Below are 15723 nucleotides of genomic sequence, written 5' to 3' on the forward strand. Positions count from 1 at the left end.
TTAGGTAAGTTGAAATTATTATTTATTATAATTTAAATATAATTGCACTATAGTTATTTAAATTTCTTTATATAAACATAGCTTAAACGCTACTTTTGATAGATTTGTAATATTTTCCGGCCATCAAAACTAACTTCAGCAAATAATCACAAATTTTTATTTCAATAGCCATTTTAAGGCTGAAAATTAGTATCTTAAATTCCTCAATCAATCTAAATTATAACATGAATAGAAAAAACTTTATTACAAGTCTAATTGTAGGTGCGGGCACCGGAGCTTTCTTGAGTTCTTGTGCCAATGAAAATTCCCAAAATAAATCTGATAATCAAACAACAAACAATGAAAATATGAGTAACACAGCAACACAAACTGATGAATTATCTACTGGCTTAATTTTGCACTCAGTTTATTTTTGGCTTAAAGAAGGTATAACACCAGAAGAAGACAAAGATTTCTTGAACTTTTTCGAGGCATTAAGAACTATACCGTCCGTAAAATCTTTGAAAGTTGGAAAACCTGCTCCTACACATCAAAGAGATGTAGTAGACAATTCATTTTCATACCTATTATTTGTGACATTTGAAAGCATGGATGATATCAACAATTATGAAGTGCATCCGGATCACTTGGCAGCTATTGATAAATACAGTAAATATTGGACAAAAGTTCAGGTTAAGGACGCCATCTTAATTTAAAAAAATAAAAGAAGCCCCAGCGACTGCTGGGGCTTCTTTGTTCAGTAAAAAATCTAAGAAATTAGTGTACTTCAATATCAGTACTTTGAGTGTTTTCTTCAGTTTTTGGAGTTTCTTCACCTTCATTTTCGGCAGTTTTGTCTGTGCGTTCTACAGTAATTTTACATTCTGTAAGCAAAGCAGCTAAAGCGCCAACAGCAGCAAAAATTGGAGCTAAGACTACTCCGATCACTCCTAGGGTTACTGGAAAGCTCATGATATCTTTCCCGTGTTTATCAGAAATGCTGATTTTCGTAACGTTTCCTTCAGCAATTAATTCTTTGATTCTTTTTAATAAGTTCTCTCCCGTTACCGAGAATGTTTCTTTAATTGACATAGTTGTTAGTTTTTATTTGATATACAATTTGTTGCACTCCGTTAATCTTTATATTCAAAGATAATACTTGTATCATGCTAACAAGTATAAGATTAGGTCAATCAATATAAATTTTCGGTAATTACCTCCAAAATATCGGTGAAACTCGTCTCAACTAATCTTTATTTTATGAGCTCCTGTATAATGACCACTAATCCCATGATTAAAACAAACCAACCAAATGCAGGTTTTAATTTTTTACCATCAATTTTCTGGCTCATTCTTGCACCAATGATTATTCCAATTATAGCAATCACTGATATTGTAAGTAAAAAGTGCCAATCTATTCGCTGTATATCCAAGTTTCCTATAAACCCGAATAAAGAATTACATGCAATTATAACTAAAGAGGTCCCTACGGCATTTCGCATGCTCATGTGATTAAAAATAATCAAGGCAGGAATAATTAAAAAGCCGCCACCAGCGCCAACTAATCCGCTGATTAATCCGACAGAAGATCCTTGAATGATCAAGGAGAAAATATTCCCTTTGCTATTTTTACTAACCTCTTCACTCGCCTTACCCTTAATCATTTTATATGCTGCAAATACCATCAATACAGCAAATAATAACATGATCGCTTGATTCTTGTCAAATTCCCAACCTCTAGTAAGCATGAAAGTTTCAGGAATAAGATCCAAAAGGTAATGCCTTGTCAGAAATACGGTGATAATAGAAGGCAAACCAAAATATAATGCAGTTTGAAAATCTATGGATTTAGATTTGAAATAAGGAATAGCACCTACAGAGGAGGTTGTGCCAACAATAAATAAAGAGTATGAGGTAGCCATAAGTGGTTCAACATGAAATAAATAAACAAGGACTGGCACAGTTAAAATGCTGCCTCCTCCACCTATTAATCCCAATGATATACCAATTGCAATTGCTGAAAGATATCCAAATATTTCCATTCCTAAATTTTCTTTTTACAAAGGTGAAGGAAAGAATATCCAGAGTTGGTCACTTTAGTTACAGAACTCATTCTCATTTAGTTTGTTCAATTTTTGGTAACATTGGTTACTGTAAACGATATCTTATCACTTTATCTTTGTTTCAATAAATTATTTATGATATGGAGTTAATTATGGGGCCATGGCCTTGGTACGTTGGAGGAGGCATTGTTGCCCTTGTTATGATTGCCTTAATTTTATTAGGCAGGAGTTTTGGATTTTCTTCCAATTTTAGAAACATCTGTTCTGCATTGGGAGCAGGTAATTCCTGCAGTTTCTTTGACTTTGATTGGCGAAAACAGAAATGGAATCTGCTTTTTTTAGTAGGTGCCGTTATTGGCGGGTTTTTATCAGCACATTTCTTGTCAAACAATCAAGTCCCTCAAATTTCAGAAGCAACCGTAGCAAAGTTGAATGAGCTAGGATTTGAGAGTGCAGGCAAAGAATATGCACCGTCAGAAATATTTAAAACGATGAATATCAAAAATTTAATATTGCTATCAGTAGGGGGGCTTATGATTGGTTTTGGTACACGTTACGCTGGTGGATGTACGTCAGGACATGCAATTTCAGGGTTGAGTGACTTACAATTACCTTCTTTAATAGCAGTTATCGGATTTTTTATTGGTGGATTACTTATGGTTCATGTGTTCTTCCCTTTTATATTTTAAGACATGAGAAAATTAATATATGTATTATTGGGCGTTGTATTTGGAATGGCTATGTATAAAGCAGAAGCAGCGTCTTGGTTTAGGATTTATGAAATGTTTAATTTTCAGTCATTTCATATGTATGGATTTATGGGAACAGCATTGTTAATAGGATTACCTGCAGTTCAATATTTAAAACGTAAAAAATCAAAGGACATTGATGGTAACCAGATCGTCATACCTCCTAAAGCAAAATCAATTCCGCGGTATTTGATAGGTGGTATACTTTTTGGATTAGGCTGGGCATTAATTGGTGCTTGTCCGGGACCAATCTTTGTATTAATTGGAGCAGGAGTATATCCTATGTTGATCGTGGCAGGATTCGCTATCCTAGGAACCTACTTATATGGATTGGTAAAAGATAAATTGCCTCATTAAGAGTATGATGTGTAACAAAAGTAGCGGAATTATATGGATTAGTGGATTAGCTTTGTTATATTAAACCAGTTGTTATGATTAAAATATTATCATTGCCTGAGTATAAAGCTCAGATAGAAATGCCAGATGTTCAACTTCTAGATGTTAGAACAGAAATGGAATATGAGTTGGGAAAAATCAAGGATGCCCAACTTCTCAATGTTCAGTCTCCTGATTTCGAAGAACTAGCAAAACAATCAATAAACTTTCAAAAACCTATATATCTATATTGTAGATCTGGAGTAAGATCTCAATTGGCAGCAAATATATTGATAGGATTAGGAGCAAGTGAAGTTTATGACCTACAGGGAGGATACCTTAATTGGGTACAGAACGAGAAATAAAAGACATTAACTAATTAGAAATAAATACATAAAAGATAATCTATGTTTTTTCAACAAGTATATGATAAAACTTTAGCCCAGGCAAGCTACTTTATAGGTTGCCAGGCGAAAAATGTAGCGATTGTAATCGATGCAAAAAGAGATATTGACACTTATTTGGAGATTGCAAAGCAGAACAACATGAAAATAACTCATGTTGCAGAAACACATATTCATGCTGATTTCTTAGCAGGTTCACGAGAACTCGTAGAGGTCACAGGCGCAGACTTGTACCTATCAGATGAAGGTGGTGAAAACTGGCAATATGAATTTCCACATATCGGTTTAAAGGAAAGAGATAAAATAGAGGTCGGCAATCTATCTCTAGAAGTGATACATACACCAGGACATACGCCTGAAAGTATCAGTTTTGTCTTAAGAGATCATCCTGCTTCTAATGAGCCTGTTATGATTTTCACAGGTGATTTTGTTTTTGTTGGAGATATTGGTAGGCCAGATCTTTTGGAGGAAGCGGCTGGTATGGTCGGAACCAAGGAGATCGGTGCAGAACAAATGTTTGAATCATTGAAAAAATTCGCTGCATTGCCAGATTATGTTCAGGTTTGGCCAGGTCATGGTGCAGGTTCAGCATGTGGTAAAGCTTTAGGAGCCGTTCCTAGCAGTACCGTAGGATATGAAAAAATCAGAAATTGGGCCTTCCAGTTTGGTGATAATTATGAAGGATTTAAGAACTACCTTTTAAGTGATCAACCTGAAGCTCCAGTTTATTTCGCAATGATGAAGAAACTGAATAAAATAGACCGTCCTTTGTTGGTGGAAGTTCCTCAACACCCAACATTATCTTTGGATAATATTGCTAAGAGAAATGACCTTACATTAATAGATACTCGTCATAAATCAGAATTCGCAAAAGGACATCTTAAAGGTTCTATCAATATTCAGAATAATAACTCACTCGCAAATTGGGCTGGCTGGATGATTGGCTATGATGAAAACCTGGTATTAATTACTGATGATGGTAATCAAGAAGAAATTACTCGCAAATTAATGCGAATTGGATTGGATAATATCAAAGGTTTTATAACCAATATAGATGACGCAGAATTAGAAAAGACGAAATTAGTAGATGCTGATGAAGTGGAGTCTATGAAAGACGATGAAGATACTGTCTTATTAGATGTTCGTGGTAAATCTGAATTTAAAGCAGAACATATACCTGGAGCGGATCATAGATTTGTCGGATCATTCAGAAAATCATTACCTAATGATATTAAAGATAAAAAAATCATAATCCAATGTCAATCTGGAGACCGAGCAACTATCGCAGCCTCATATCTGGAGAAAAATGGATTTGACAAAGTATATAACTACGCTGGTAGTTTCTTGGATTGGAAAAAACAAGGTAAAGAAACTACTAAATAGTATATTTGAGTATGAGTCTGATCGATGATGCTTATATAGGAATATTAGAACCCGCCTTAATTGAGGAAATTAAGGCGGTTGCTACTTTAAGAACATTCCAAAGTGGTGAAACTATAATGGATATTGGGCAATATATTCGTGCAATGCCTTTATTGTTGTCTGGAGCAATTAAAATTATGCGAGAGGACGAAAAAGAAGGTGAATTGTTGCTTTATTATCTTGAAAAAGGAGAGACCTGTACTATGTCAATTGCCTGTTGCATAGGTAATAAGAAAAGCGAAATTAGAGCGCAAGCAGAGATGGAAACTACAGTAGCAATGATCCCTAACCAATATTTAAATGAATGGCTCGCGAAATATGGCTCTTGGAGAAGTTTTATTCTCAACAGTTATTCATCTAGAATGAATGAAATGCTGGGTGCTATAGATAACCTTGCATTCTCAAAAATGGAAGATAGAATTCTGAATTATCTAAAAGAAAAAGTTAGACTTACAGATGATAGAATTCTAACTGTAACACATCAAGATATTGCTTTGGACTTGAATACTTCAAGAGTAGTAGTTTCTAGGATATTAAAGAAATTGGAAAACGAAGATAAAATCGTTCTATTGAGAAATGAAATTAGGGTGTTGATATAAATGACAATAAAAGCCCAAATTGGTAGTAGGAAATATTTTTGTGTTTAAAAACCTTCTTCAAGGTTGCAATAGCCTTTGATCGAGAGAAATAAACATTACTGCTTGTTGTACCTAATTCTGCACATATTTCTTCTGTATTTTTCCCTTCTAAGACAGATAGTTGGAAAATTTGACCTTGTTGTTTAGGCAATTTTTCAATCTCTATAACTATCAACTCTATTAATTCTGTGTAGATAATTTTGTTTAAAATGTTTTCATCATTAGATTCCAGATCAGATAACAATTCCTCATTATGTTGAAAACGCACTCTGCTTGATTTCAAATGGTCCAAACATAAATTTCTTACAACAAGATAAAGAAATGATTTAATGCTTTCTGAGGCTTGGAAATTTTCCTTTTTCTCCCAAAGTTTAACAAATGCGTCGGAAACCATTTCTCGCGCAATATCTTGGTTTTTGATAATTTTATAGGCATAGAAGTGCAGAGCAAGGCTGTATTGATCCATGAAGAAACATAAAGCTGATTCTTTACCTTCTTGTAAACTGATGAATTCCCTGTCAAAATCAATCATGTGAGCGCCTAATAGGTTATAAAAATGGTTAACATAAATTTAATGTTAATTAGACAAATAAAGAAAGATTTTGTGCATTTTTTGACGATTAAATTGATTAAACGTAAAAAGTCAGAGATTACTCCCTGACTTTCTATTATTAATATTAATCCGTATTCTCCTTATGGAAATAGAATTATTTTGCTTTAAAATTCCAGAACCATGCAGTACCCCAAGGGCCAACACCAGGTTCAGGATAACTTAATACAATTTCATTATCATTGATAATTAAGATATCGTATTCATAGACAGGAGCTCCGCCTTCATTTGGAGACTTTCCACAAAGTACGGTAACTCCTTTTGTTGTAAGTTTACCTTTTGCCCAAACGGTACCATTGTCCAAAGTGATCTTTTTGGTCATATCAAAAGAGAAACTCCCGGTTTCCGTCTTCCCATCAGACTTAACCTTGCTTAGTTTTGCTCCTCGTAGTGAAAATATCATTTTTGCTCCTGTTCCTTCTCCTGGAGCTTGACCATTGATATCAGACTCTTTTAATGTCCACCATGCTGGACCGTCGTTTCCCATATACCCCCCGTTTCCCCACACTGCTGGTTTGGTAGTGTCCCAAACCCACTCTTTATCTTTACCGCCTGTTAGCATTCCCCATTCCAAAGGAACAGGAAAGGTCAATTCATCAACATTCACCATTAAGGATTTATTGATCTTTGTGCCGTCGGCATTTAAACCAGTGAAAATAATCTCATTTTCCCCTTTGGCAACCAATAGGACTGTATCTGTCTTTTTTTGTGTCAATCCAGTACCATAATCCCATGATGAAAGAACTGGACTATTGTTGTTTACAATCACTTTATTGCTATTTTTCCCATTGACTACAAGTAGGGTAGCAGAGATATCCAATTGATCAGCAGTAATCGCTGACCCTAATTCCATCCGGTCTTCAATCGGTTCACAAGATTGTAGAATAAGAATGGATATGGAAAATATGATGATATAAATTAAATTTCTCATAAATGTTATTTTTAAAATTACCAACCTGGAAATTCATTGCTAGGGTCACCCCAACCTTTATTTTGGATCAAAACCCCTTCAGACAAAGCTATTTGAGAACTCGGAATTGGCCAAAAACCTCCTGTAGCATCAAATCTAGCTTTGTAACCACCACCAAAACCTCTCATTTTGGTGTCAATTCCTTTGTTTTTAATGTCTACACCTTCTTGATTAGCTAAGGCTGCCCCAGCATCTTGCCATCTCATTAAGTCAAAATAACGCAATCCTTCAAACGCCAATTCCCAACGACGCTCCTTTTTTAAAGCTGCCAAAGAATAACTGATAGCAGGTAGCTTTGCCCTTGCTCGAACTCTATTAAGATTGGTTGCGGTTTCACTTAATTCTGAATGCATCAATAAAACATCAGCAAAACGAATTAATACTAAATCTTGAGTATGTCCGAGTTGCATATCAGCTTGTGCTGCATTTGCTAGGATGGCATAGGATGGTAATAATGCTTTTGTTTCTGGATCATAAGCTGTAATGGAAATGTACTTCTTCTGCCAAAAACCCGTTTCTTCCATTTGGTTGTCTGCACCAAAAATATAAGATTCTACATCCGTAGCAACGTTTATAATAGAGCCAGTCCTTCGTATATCATTCGGCTCGGCCTGTCTCCATTCATTCCATAAATTAGTATTAACTGGACCAGCACCCCAACCTTGTCCAAATGGAAATGTTCCAGCTAAACCATTGTTTGACCTTAATCCAAAATGTAAATTATACTGATTGGTGTAGCCCAACATATAGCTATCACCCCAATCGGCAAGAGTACCAAATTTCACAGCAAACACTGCTTCTTTATTTCCCTCACCCTCGTAATTCAGGTTGTTGTCCTTAGCATATTTATAGTCAGCCTTGGTGAATTCATTTGAATATGGCCAAAGGTTTCGAAAGTCACTAGCTAAATCGTGACCGCTGTTTTTTATGCAATCGTCCAACCATTGAACTACTTGTGCTTTCGAAACTGCTCCTCCAGAAGCTAAAGGGAGATCTGCTTTTTTATAATACCCGGTATAGAATAAAAACACCCTGGCCATCAATGCTTCAGCAGCCCATTTAGTTGCGTGACCAGATGCGACTGTACTATATGGGGTGGATGGCATTAAAGAAATTGCATTTTTTAAATCTTCTGCTATTTGGGCGTAGGTTTCATCTGCAGGGTTTTTTGGGATATTTGTGACCTCAGTACTTAAAACCAATGGTACTTCACCAAACATTTGAGATAATTCAAAATAGTATAATGCTCTTAAGAAATACACTTCACCCAAAACTTGGTTCTTTTGAGCTTCATTTGTCCAACCTTGAACTTGGTCTAATGTTTCAATTGCAGTATTTGCTCTGAAAATCCCTTGATAGCGGGCAGTCCAAAATGTTAAAAACCTATCCGGTTGAGTGTTCATTAAATGATCTAATCCTTGCATATCCTTATCATTCTCACCACCACCTCCAAAACGATCATCAGAAGCTAATTCAGCCATATAAAAATGGGTGTTCTGCACGTTGGATATGGCTGCGCTCAAACTGGAATAAATGCCTGTAAGCATAGAATTTGCATCCGCAACATTTACCGGGAAATTCCCCGTATTCTTCTTGTCGAAACTTTCGGTGTCTAGAAACTTTTCACATGAACTAAACAATCCTACAGTTATTAATAATATTATCGCCTTTTTCATGAGTCAATTAAAATTTAAGATTTAAACCAAACATTACAGTTCTAGGTTGTGGGTAAAACCCTAGGTCAATTCCTGTAACCCAACTTTTGTCATATCCATATCCAATCTCAGGATCCATACCGCTATAGTTCGTTATAGTGAAAAGATTCTGAACGGTACCATACACACGAATTTGACTGAAAGGAGATTTTGCCCATAATCTTGAAAAATCATAACCTAAAGTTATATTCTGGATTTTCACGAAATCAGCATCTTCAATATAGATGTCAGAAATATATTGGTTGTTTGTATGACTACCACTTGTTATTCTTGGGATCTTATTGGAAGTCCCTTCACCATGCCAACGCTCAAAAATATCTGTGGTATAATTTTGAAGTGGACTATCCGCAAAGGAACGATAAGATTTGGCAATTTGGTGTCCAAAAGAACCATGTGCTGTTACACCAAGATCCACGCCTTTATAGCCAAAGGTAAGATTAAATCCACCGCTAAAGTCAGGGTGAGGATTACCGATCATTACTTTGTCGGCATCCGTAATTGCGCCATCCTCATTGGTGTCAACAAAGGCAACATCTCCAGGCTGAGCATTGGCCAACACCCCTTTGCCGTCTGCTCGCCAAGCATTGATTTGTTCCTGGTTTTGAAAAATGCCATCAGTCTTGAATCCGTAAAAATAACCAATCGGGAAACCTACCTGAGCTCTATACATCTCCTTAGTTCCTTGACTCAGTACATTCTCCTCACCATGGATAATGCCTTCTGCATTTGCAATTCTTACAACCTCATTTTTGTTATAAGCACCATTTATCCCGATTCCATAACTGAATTCGCCACGGGTATCATTCCAGTTCAGCCCTAATTCATAACCCTTGTTCTCAATATCACCGCCATTAATAAAAGGTGCTGACGTTCCATAAATTGCCAATACTGGAGCCTGAACCAACCAATTAAACGTTGATTTCTTGTACCAATCGAAAACTACTGATAATTTATTGTTAATGAATCTTGAGTCAAATCCAATATTTAATTGTTCAGATGTTTCCCACGTTACATCAGGGTTTGCCAAAATATCAGGATATGCACCTCTAAGAAGTGTATTCATGTTGTTTCCAAAATAATATCCATTTTTATTATTGATGGCAATAGTTGCTAAATATTGAAATGGATTTATAGAAGCATTACCATTTTGTCCCCAACTTGCTCTCAATTTCAAGAAATTCAAATTGTCATTTCCTTTAAGAAATTCTTCGTTGCTAACAACCCATCCTACTGATGCAGAAGGGAAATATCCCCAACGATTTCCTCGAGCAAAGTTTGAAGATCCATCCGCTCTCAACGTAAAAGTTGCCATGTAAGTCTCTTTGTAATTGTAATTTACACGACCAAATACTGACGAAATGGCAAATACTGGCCAATGAACTCCATTCACCGTAGGTATAAATCCATCATATCCTTGACCATTGCTAACCCAAGCTTTATCCCATTGCCCAGGGAAAGATGAATTAGAAGTAACAACACTCAAGTCTTCACCTAATCCGCTTTTTTCCATAGATTGCCCAACTACTACATCAAACTGATGGTCCGTTGCAGGTTCGAAACGATAACTTAATGTGTTCTCCAATACCCAATTATATCCAACAGATTGATTCTGGTTAATATCATCTATTGGATTCGCTGTCGTGGTAGATAAGTTATAAACTCCAGTATATTGTCTGTATGTAGAAGCACTCATCCTATATCCAAAGCTTGATTTGAAGATCAATCCCATTATTGGCTGCACTTCTAAATAAGCATTGGCAAATAAGTTGTGACTTTTAGCCATATTTTGACCACGGCGGAATACCATTTCTGCCATTGGATTAGAAGTTGCTCCATCAAAAGCCCACTGGTCTGCAACTTTGCTAGGTTGATCATAGTATTCACCAGATTCATTATATGCAGGTAGGAGAGGATTCCCAACCATCATATTATGAACATCATTCCAATAAATATTTCCAATACCAATCCCAGATCGATTGTTATAACCATAACTAATGTTTTCACCAAATTTGATGATATTGAATTCATCATTCTTTAGCAAAACATGATCTGAGTTTAATCGAACAGTATGTCTTTGGAAATCAGGCTGAACAGGTTTTCCAATAATACCTTCGCGATTGGTAATACTGTAACCCATAGAAAATTTTGACTGATCATTTCCTCCCATAAGGTTTAGAGAAGTATTCTGTAGGATAGCATTGTCATTATGAATCTCTTTAATCCAATTAGTACCGTTCCAAGTTCCATCTTGTATTTGCTGATATTGTTTTGGAATTAATGTCGCCCAATCATAAGGGTCAGATCCTTCATTGAATCTTCGTTCATCTTGTATGGTCATATATTCCTTAGCATTCAACAATGAAGGGAGTTTGTATGCGTTCTGAAAACCTAGGTAATTATCAATATGAAGAGATAATTTTCCATCTTTTCCTTGTTTTGTTGTTACTAATACAACCCCATTGGCAGCTCTAGAACCATAAATGGCTGCAGATGCAGCGTCTTTTAAGACGTCAACACGCTCAATGTCCGATGGATTCAACATATTGATGTCACCACCTGGAACTCCGTCGATTACATAAAGAGGACTAGAATTCCCAATGGTTCCAAGTCCACGAATGGTAACTTTAAAGCTCTCCCCGGGCATCCCTGAGCTTTGCGTGATTTGAACTCCGGGAGATTGACTTTGCAATGCCTCTAAAATATTTGGAGTACTCAGTTTTTCTAAATCTTCACCTTTTACCTCGATAGTTGCTCCGGTGGTGAGTTTCTTCTTTTGAGTACCATATCCCACAACAACAATCTCATCTAGGTCGCCTAAACTTTCTTGAAGTACAATATTTAGGTTTTGTTGATTACCTACGGTTACATCGGATTTTAAATAACCTATATAAGTCACAGAAATCACAGGATTACTGCCGCTAACCTCCAAAGAGAAGTTTCCGTTTGCATCAGTAGTAGTACCGTTATTTGTTCCTACAATAAAAACTGATGCCCCTTGGATAGGAACTCCGTTTGAATCTTTGACATTTCCTGTCACTGTCCGTTGTTGATTTGAAGAATTTCTCAACCCTGTAGGTCGTGAGTTTTTTTCTGTTGATTTCCGTAAGATTATTGTGCCATCCACAATTTCCCAGGAGATAGGCTTGTCCTCAAAAATATTTGATAGAGCTTCACTGAGTTCTTCATTTTTGATGTCTGCATTGATCTTGGTATTTGCAATGTCTTTCCCGTTCAGTAGAAATGGGATTCCACTTTGTTTCTGAATGGATTGCATTACCTGAATTAATGGAGAGTTATTGGCCTTAATGCTTACATGCTGTGCATAACTGCTTGCATAAACATTCACAATACTCAGAACAGTTAATAAAAAGGTTAATTTCATGGTCAATACCCAGTATTTTAATTTAGGTATGGCAGACCTGCTGCCATAATCAATTTGTTGTATAAAAATCATATTTTTGTACAATTAGGATTATTAATGATTAAGGGTTTATTATCAGTTTACTTTTTTTCAATAGGATCCTCATATTTGCCGAACTTGGTGGTGAGAGACCTCGTTCGGTTTTTTTATTTCAATCCTTAAGTTGGTAGAATTTTTGTTTTTCGAGTCATAATTTAGTTTTATTATTGGATTACTATTAGTTTATATGTTTTGCCTGATTTTATTAATTTGAATTTTACTCCACTTTTTTCTATCATCCTCAAAACCTCTGAAAGATTCTTCTCTCTACCAATTTCACCATAAAAATAAGTGGGCTCAATATGGCCTTGATAACTAACTTCGATGTCATACCATCGGCTCAATCCTTTCATGACATCTCTTAATTCTGTTTCATAGAATAAAAACTTATTTTCCTTCCATGCTATATAGCTAGAGACATCCACATCTTTTTTAACTAGCTTTCCAGCATTGTTAATAGATTGCTGATTAGGTTTCAAACTTATTTTAGACGATCCACCATGTACATTGATGGAACCTTCTACCAATGTTGATACTTCATGTGCATCGTCTGGATATGCAGAGAGATTGAATTGAGTTCCGGTCACTTCGATGGTTTGCATGGTACTCTCGACTTCAAAAGGAATACTTTTATTTTCATTCGAGATTTTTGATACCTGAAAATATCCCTCACCTTCCAGTTTCACCTTTCTTCCTTCTTTTTTAAAGGCTAATGGATACTCCAGTTTTGACAATGAGTTTAGCCATACTCTACTACCGTCAGGTAAAGTAACCTGGTATTTGCCTCCTTTAGGTACTTGAATAGTAGCAGTCATATTAGTCAAATCTTCGTTCTCTAAACTCAAGACATGAGTGCCATCGGAATATTCAAGATTATTGTCGATTACTATTCCATCCTTATCGCTTCTCAAAGTCAGTTTTTTTCCATTCGATAAAATGAGTTCTGCTTTGTTCGTCCCAGGATTTATGTGAGAAAGTTCGATGTCAATTTCTTCAACATGAGTTTGTTGAAATCTTTTTATTCCTAAAAATAATCCAAACAAAAGCATGGCAGCAGCAGCATAGTAAATCCATTTAAATGACTTTGGCTTTTCGTCTGAATCATTCTTGTTGTGAATTTTATCTAGTGTGTCTTTTTTCAAATCATCCAACCACTGGTTTTCATTTTTCTGCTTAAGATCAATCCATAGAAATGCATCTTCAAAGACTTCATCTTCTGAAAGTACGCTCTTAAAAAATTCCGCATGTTCAGGTTTCTCTTTGATCCAGTTATTCAATTGAATACTTTCTTCGGAACTGATGTTACCTTCAATATATTTTTTTATTAATTCAGCTACTTCTTTTGAAGATTTCATTTTTGTTTATAATGGTTGTTGATACCTAAAACGAATGGATTGATAAAACCTTAGTAACTTTTTTAAAAAAATTTTTATTTCTTAACAATAGCTATAACTTTGTTAATATGTTTAACAAAACAATCAGGTTCAATCAACAATTTCCTCAATTCTTGAGGATTATGGGGATTTTAATGCTATTTGTTTTGACCTCATGTCCCATTAAGGCTTCAATTAAACATAATCTGTATGAAATTGGTAATACTGAAAATCGAAGCAATAAAGTTGCTAAAGGTGATTTTCAGTATGCTCGCGAAACAATTGATTGTAGTGCTATCGATCAACAAATTACTAGTCAGGATTTCGTGGTTAAAGAGTTTCAATTTCAACCAGCTATATTATCATTAATTAGCCTGACACTAATTCTATTTAATTTCCTGCAAAGGAAAGATGAAAAACAGGTATATCGGATCCCACCCGGTTATGCTTGCAACAACTTATTCCTACAATTTAGTAGATTGAATTTATAGTAGTTTCTACCAATAGGATTGCATCAATTATGATGTGTCATTTTAAGGATATTCGTACCGATATCCTATCGGTTTTTACCTTTTCAGGTATTTAACATTTCAAAATTTAAATTTTTAATATGGTTTTTAGATTGAAAATCCTATTGATTGTAGTTGGTATGTGCATTTCCATAAAAAGCAATGCTCAACACCTTCAGGATCTATGGGAAAAAACTAAAGAATATTATAGCGGATTTGATGTTCAAAAGCAACAGATCCTTTTGGCAAAACAAGATAGTATTGCCCAACAAATTAAATATAAACCACAGGTTCAAGCTCAGTTCCAACAAAGCTTGAGCTCGCTAAATGGTGCTTCTGGTTCTTTTATGCCACTGCCTGGCATTTTAAATATGTCAGGTCCCAATGATCCTATAGGTGGTTCTTCAACTTTTAACCATTTTATTTCCGGAACCTTAAATTGGGATCTAGTGAATTTTGGTAGAAAAGGATTGGATAAGGATATCTCAAGTTCAAAAATTGAATATTCAAAGCTTCAAGAACAAAACTTTATATACAATATCCAGCAAAGATTGACCCAGCGATATATTGAGTTTATATACTTAAATGTACTCAATGAATGGTTTGAAAAACATGCTGAAAGGTACACATCTATTTTAGAGATAACTAAAGGATTAGCAGAAGCTGGGATTGTGCCTGGTGCTGATACCTTATTAGCAAGTTCTTCTTTGAAAAATGTAGAAAGCAATTTGTTGCAAATTAAGGGAAAAGTTGCTGGATCAAGGGAACTCCTAAAGGAGTTTGCCAAAGAGTTCAATCCAGGAGACACGGAGATCACTCCATTTTTGGAGGTTATTGTTGATACTAATTCAAGTATACAAGAGCATCCATTATTCTTGATGAAGAGGAATGAAGCAGAATCATTGCAGTTATTGGAGAAGAAAACCAAAAGGAATCATTTCCCAAGAGTAATGCTTTTAGGTGGTTTAACAAATCGAAGTTCAGGTATAACGTCAAATGGTTATGTAAATCCCAACTATTCCGCACTTTACAAAGATTTTGCGAACAATTATTTTGTAGGGGTCGGAGTTACTTGGAATTTGCAGGACTTGTTCAACTCTAGGTCTCAAAGGAGTTCGTTAGGTCTGTTGAGACAGAATAACGAATATGAGCAAGAGGTTATTCAAAACGAAATCCATAGTCATATTGCACAACTTGAAGCAGAAATAGTCGCAGCAGATGCTGGAATCAAAGAATCTAACCTGAGTAGGACTAAAGCTGAAGAAGCATATCTATTATATAAAGCTAGGTATGAGGGTGGATTGATCAATTTGTCAGATTTATTGCAGGTACAGGAGATTCTTCTTCAAACGGAAAGACAAAATTTAATGGCCTATTTAAATTATTGGAATTTGATGATCAGCAAAAGCTATCAACAAGCAGATTTCAGCCAATTATTCACTCATTTTTAAGAAAA

The 15723-nt window shown here is 35.5% G+C and carries 15 protein-coding genes; 8 read left to right on the forward strand and 7 right to left on the reverse strand.

The window, feature by feature from the left end; all coding sequences use genetic code 11:
* Positions 1-224: 224 nt before the first annotated feature.
* Entirely contained in the window at positions 225-695 is a 471-nt protein-coding gene (locus tag CRT24_RS18495; protein ID WP_257214091.1) for a Dabb family protein, read from the forward strand.
* A gap of 61 nt (positions 696-756) precedes the next feature.
* On the opposite strand, the gene CRT24_RS18500 is transcribed toward CRT24_RS18495, so the two are convergent.
* Together CRT24_RS18500 and CRT24_RS18505 are read right to left on the reverse strand one after the other, a co-directional pair.
* Positions 757-1071: a DUF4342 domain-containing protein gene (locus CRT24_RS18500; RefSeq protein WP_099372579.1), complete on the reverse strand. Its 315-nt coding sequence runs from the start codon at positions 1069-1071 to the stop codon at positions 757-759.
* A 161-nt stretch (positions 1072-1232) separates the two neighbouring features.
* Positions 1233-2021 (reverse strand): sulfite exporter TauE/SafE family protein, encoded by a 789-nt coding sequence (locus CRT24_RS18505; RefSeq protein ID WP_099372580.1) that lies wholly within the window; start codon positions 2019-2021, stop codon positions 1233-1235.
* Positions 2022-2182: 161 nt separating this feature from the next.
* Here CRT24_RS18505 and CRT24_RS18510 point away from each other — a divergent pair, with 161 nt between their 5' ends.
* From CRT24_RS18510 to CRT24_RS18530, 5 genes are all read left to right on the forward strand, one after another.
* A complete protein-coding gene (locus CRT24_RS18510) occupies positions 2183-2731 on the forward strand; it encodes a YeeE/YedE family protein (RefSeq protein ID WP_099372581.1) in 549 nt (182 codons plus the stop codon).
* Positions 2732-2734: 3 nt separating this feature from the next.
* Positions 2735-3148 (forward strand): DUF6691 family protein, encoded by a 414-nt coding sequence (locus CRT24_RS18515; protein ID WP_099372582.1) that lies wholly within the window; start codon positions 2735-2737, stop codon positions 3146-3148.
* 74 nt (positions 3149-3222) lie between these two features.
* A complete protein-coding gene (locus CRT24_RS18520; RefSeq protein WP_099372583.1) occupies positions 3223-3531 on the forward strand; it encodes a rhodanese-like domain-containing protein in 309 nt (102 codons plus the stop codon).
* Between the two features lie 42 nt (positions 3532-3573).
* Positions 3574-4953: a rhodanese-like domain-containing protein gene (locus CRT24_RS18525; protein WP_099372584.1), complete on the forward strand. Its 1380-nt coding sequence runs from the start codon at positions 3574-3576 to the stop codon at positions 4951-4953.
* Positions 4954-4964: 11 nt separating this feature from the next.
* On the forward strand, positions 4965-5591 hold the full coding sequence (locus CRT24_RS18530; protein ID WP_099372585.1) for a Crp/Fnr family transcriptional regulator: 627 nt from the start codon (positions 4965-4967) through the stop codon (positions 5589-5591).
* On the opposite strand, the gene CRT24_RS18535 is transcribed toward CRT24_RS18530, so the two are convergent.
* The 5 genes from CRT24_RS18535 to CRT24_RS18555 form a co-directional block, all read right to left on the reverse strand.
* Complete coding sequence (locus CRT24_RS18535; protein WP_099372586.1) at positions 5575-6162, reverse strand: RNA polymerase sigma factor; 588 nt, start codon at positions 6160-6162, stop codon at positions 5575-5577. The genes CRT24_RS18530 and CRT24_RS18535 overlap by 17 nt on opposite strands.
* Before the next feature lie 175 nt (positions 6163-6337).
* Positions 6338-7171 (reverse strand): hypothetical protein, encoded by an 834-nt coding sequence (locus CRT24_RS18540; protein ID WP_099372587.1) that lies wholly within the window; start codon positions 7169-7171, stop codon positions 6338-6340.
* A gap of 17 nt (positions 7172-7188) precedes the next feature.
* Complete coding sequence (locus CRT24_RS18545; protein ID WP_099372588.1) at positions 7189-8886, reverse strand: RagB/SusD family nutrient uptake outer membrane protein; 1698 nt, start codon at positions 8884-8886, stop codon at positions 7189-7191.
* 7 nt (positions 8887-8893) lie between these two features.
* Positions 8894-12379, reverse strand: coding sequence for a TonB-dependent receptor (locus CRT24_RS18550; RefSeq protein WP_257214092.1), 3486 nt, complete (start codon positions 12377-12379; stop codon positions 8894-8896).
* A 170-nt stretch (positions 12380-12549) separates the two neighbouring features.
* A complete protein-coding gene (locus tag CRT24_RS18555) occupies positions 12550-13740 on the reverse strand; it encodes a FecR family protein (protein WP_099372589.1) in 1191 nt (396 codons plus the stop codon).
* A 107-nt stretch (positions 13741-13847) separates the two neighbouring features.
* Between CRT24_RS18555 and CRT24_RS18560 the strand changes: the two genes are divergently transcribed.
* On the forward strand, positions 13848-14249 hold the full coding sequence (locus CRT24_RS18560; RefSeq protein ID WP_099372590.1) for a hypothetical protein: 402 nt from the start codon (positions 13848-13850) through the stop codon (positions 14247-14249).
* 119 nt (positions 14250-14368) lie between these two features.
* Positions 14369-15718 carry a TolC family protein gene (locus CRT24_RS18565; RefSeq protein ID WP_099372591.1) on the forward strand — a complete coding sequence of 450 codons (1350 nt, stop codon included), beginning with the start codon at positions 14369-14371 and terminating at the stop codon, positions 15716-15718.
* Positions 15719-15723 lie beyond the last annotated feature (5 nt).

Source organism: Sphingobacterium sp. 1.A.5 (genome assembly GCF_002734235.1).
GTDB classification, from domain to species: Bacteria; Bacteroidota; Bacteroidia; order Sphingobacteriales; family Sphingobacteriaceae; genus Sphingobacterium; species Sphingobacterium daejeonense.

Bases quoted from the DNA above. Each gene is read 5' to 3' on its own strand.
- CRT24_RS18495 (WP_257214091.1), top strand. From the start codon at position 225: ATGAATAGAAAAAACTTTATTACAAGTCTAATTGTAGGTGCGGGCACC.
- CRT24_RS18500 (WP_099372579.1), bottom strand. From the start codon at position 1,071: ATGTCAATTAAAGAAACATTCTCGGTAACGGGAGAGAACTTATTAAAA.
- CRT24_RS18505 (WP_099372580.1), bottom strand. From the start codon at position 2,021: ATGGAAATATTTGGATATCTTTCAGCAATTGCAATTGGTATATCATTG.
- CRT24_RS18510 (WP_099372581.1), top strand. From the start codon at position 2,183: ATGGAGTTAATTATGGGGCCATGGCCTTGGTACGTTGGAGGAGGCATT.
- CRT24_RS18515 (WP_099372582.1), top strand. From the start codon at position 2,735: ATGAGAAAATTAATATATGTATTATTGGGCGTTGTATTTGGAATGGCT.
- CRT24_RS18520 (WP_099372583.1), top strand. From the start codon at position 3,223: ATGATTAAAATATTATCATTGCCTGAGTATAAAGCTCAGATAGAAATG.
- CRT24_RS18525 (WP_099372584.1), top strand. From the start codon at position 3,574: ATGTTTTTTCAACAAGTATATGATAAAACTTTAGCCCAGGCAAGCTAC.
- CRT24_RS18530 (WP_099372585.1), top strand. From the start codon at position 4,965: ATGAGTCTGATCGATGATGCTTATATAGGAATATTAGAACCCGCCTTA.
- CRT24_RS18535 (WP_099372586.1), bottom strand. From the start codon at position 6,162: ATGATTGATTTTGACAGGGAATTCATCAGTTTACAAGAAGGTAAAGAA.
- CRT24_RS18540 (WP_099372587.1), bottom strand. From the start codon at position 7,171: ATGAGAAATTTAATTTATATCATCATATTTTCCATATCCATTCTTATT.
- CRT24_RS18545 (WP_099372588.1), bottom strand. From the start codon at position 8,886: ATGAAAAAGGCGATAATATTATTAATAACTGTAGGATTGTTTAGTTCA.
- CRT24_RS18550 (WP_257214092.1), bottom strand. From the start codon at position 12,379: ATGATTTTTATACAACAAATTGATTATGGCAGCAGGTCTGCCATACCT.
- CRT24_RS18555 (WP_099372589.1), bottom strand. From the start codon at position 13,740: ATGAAATCTTCAAAAGAAGTAGCTGAATTAATAAAAAAATATATTGAA.
- CRT24_RS18560 (WP_099372590.1), top strand. From the start codon at position 13,848: ATGTTTAACAAAACAATCAGGTTCAATCAACAATTTCCTCAATTCTTG.
- CRT24_RS18565 (WP_099372591.1), top strand. From the start codon at position 14,369: ATGGTTTTTAGATTGAAAATCCTATTGATTGTAGTTGGTATGTGCATT.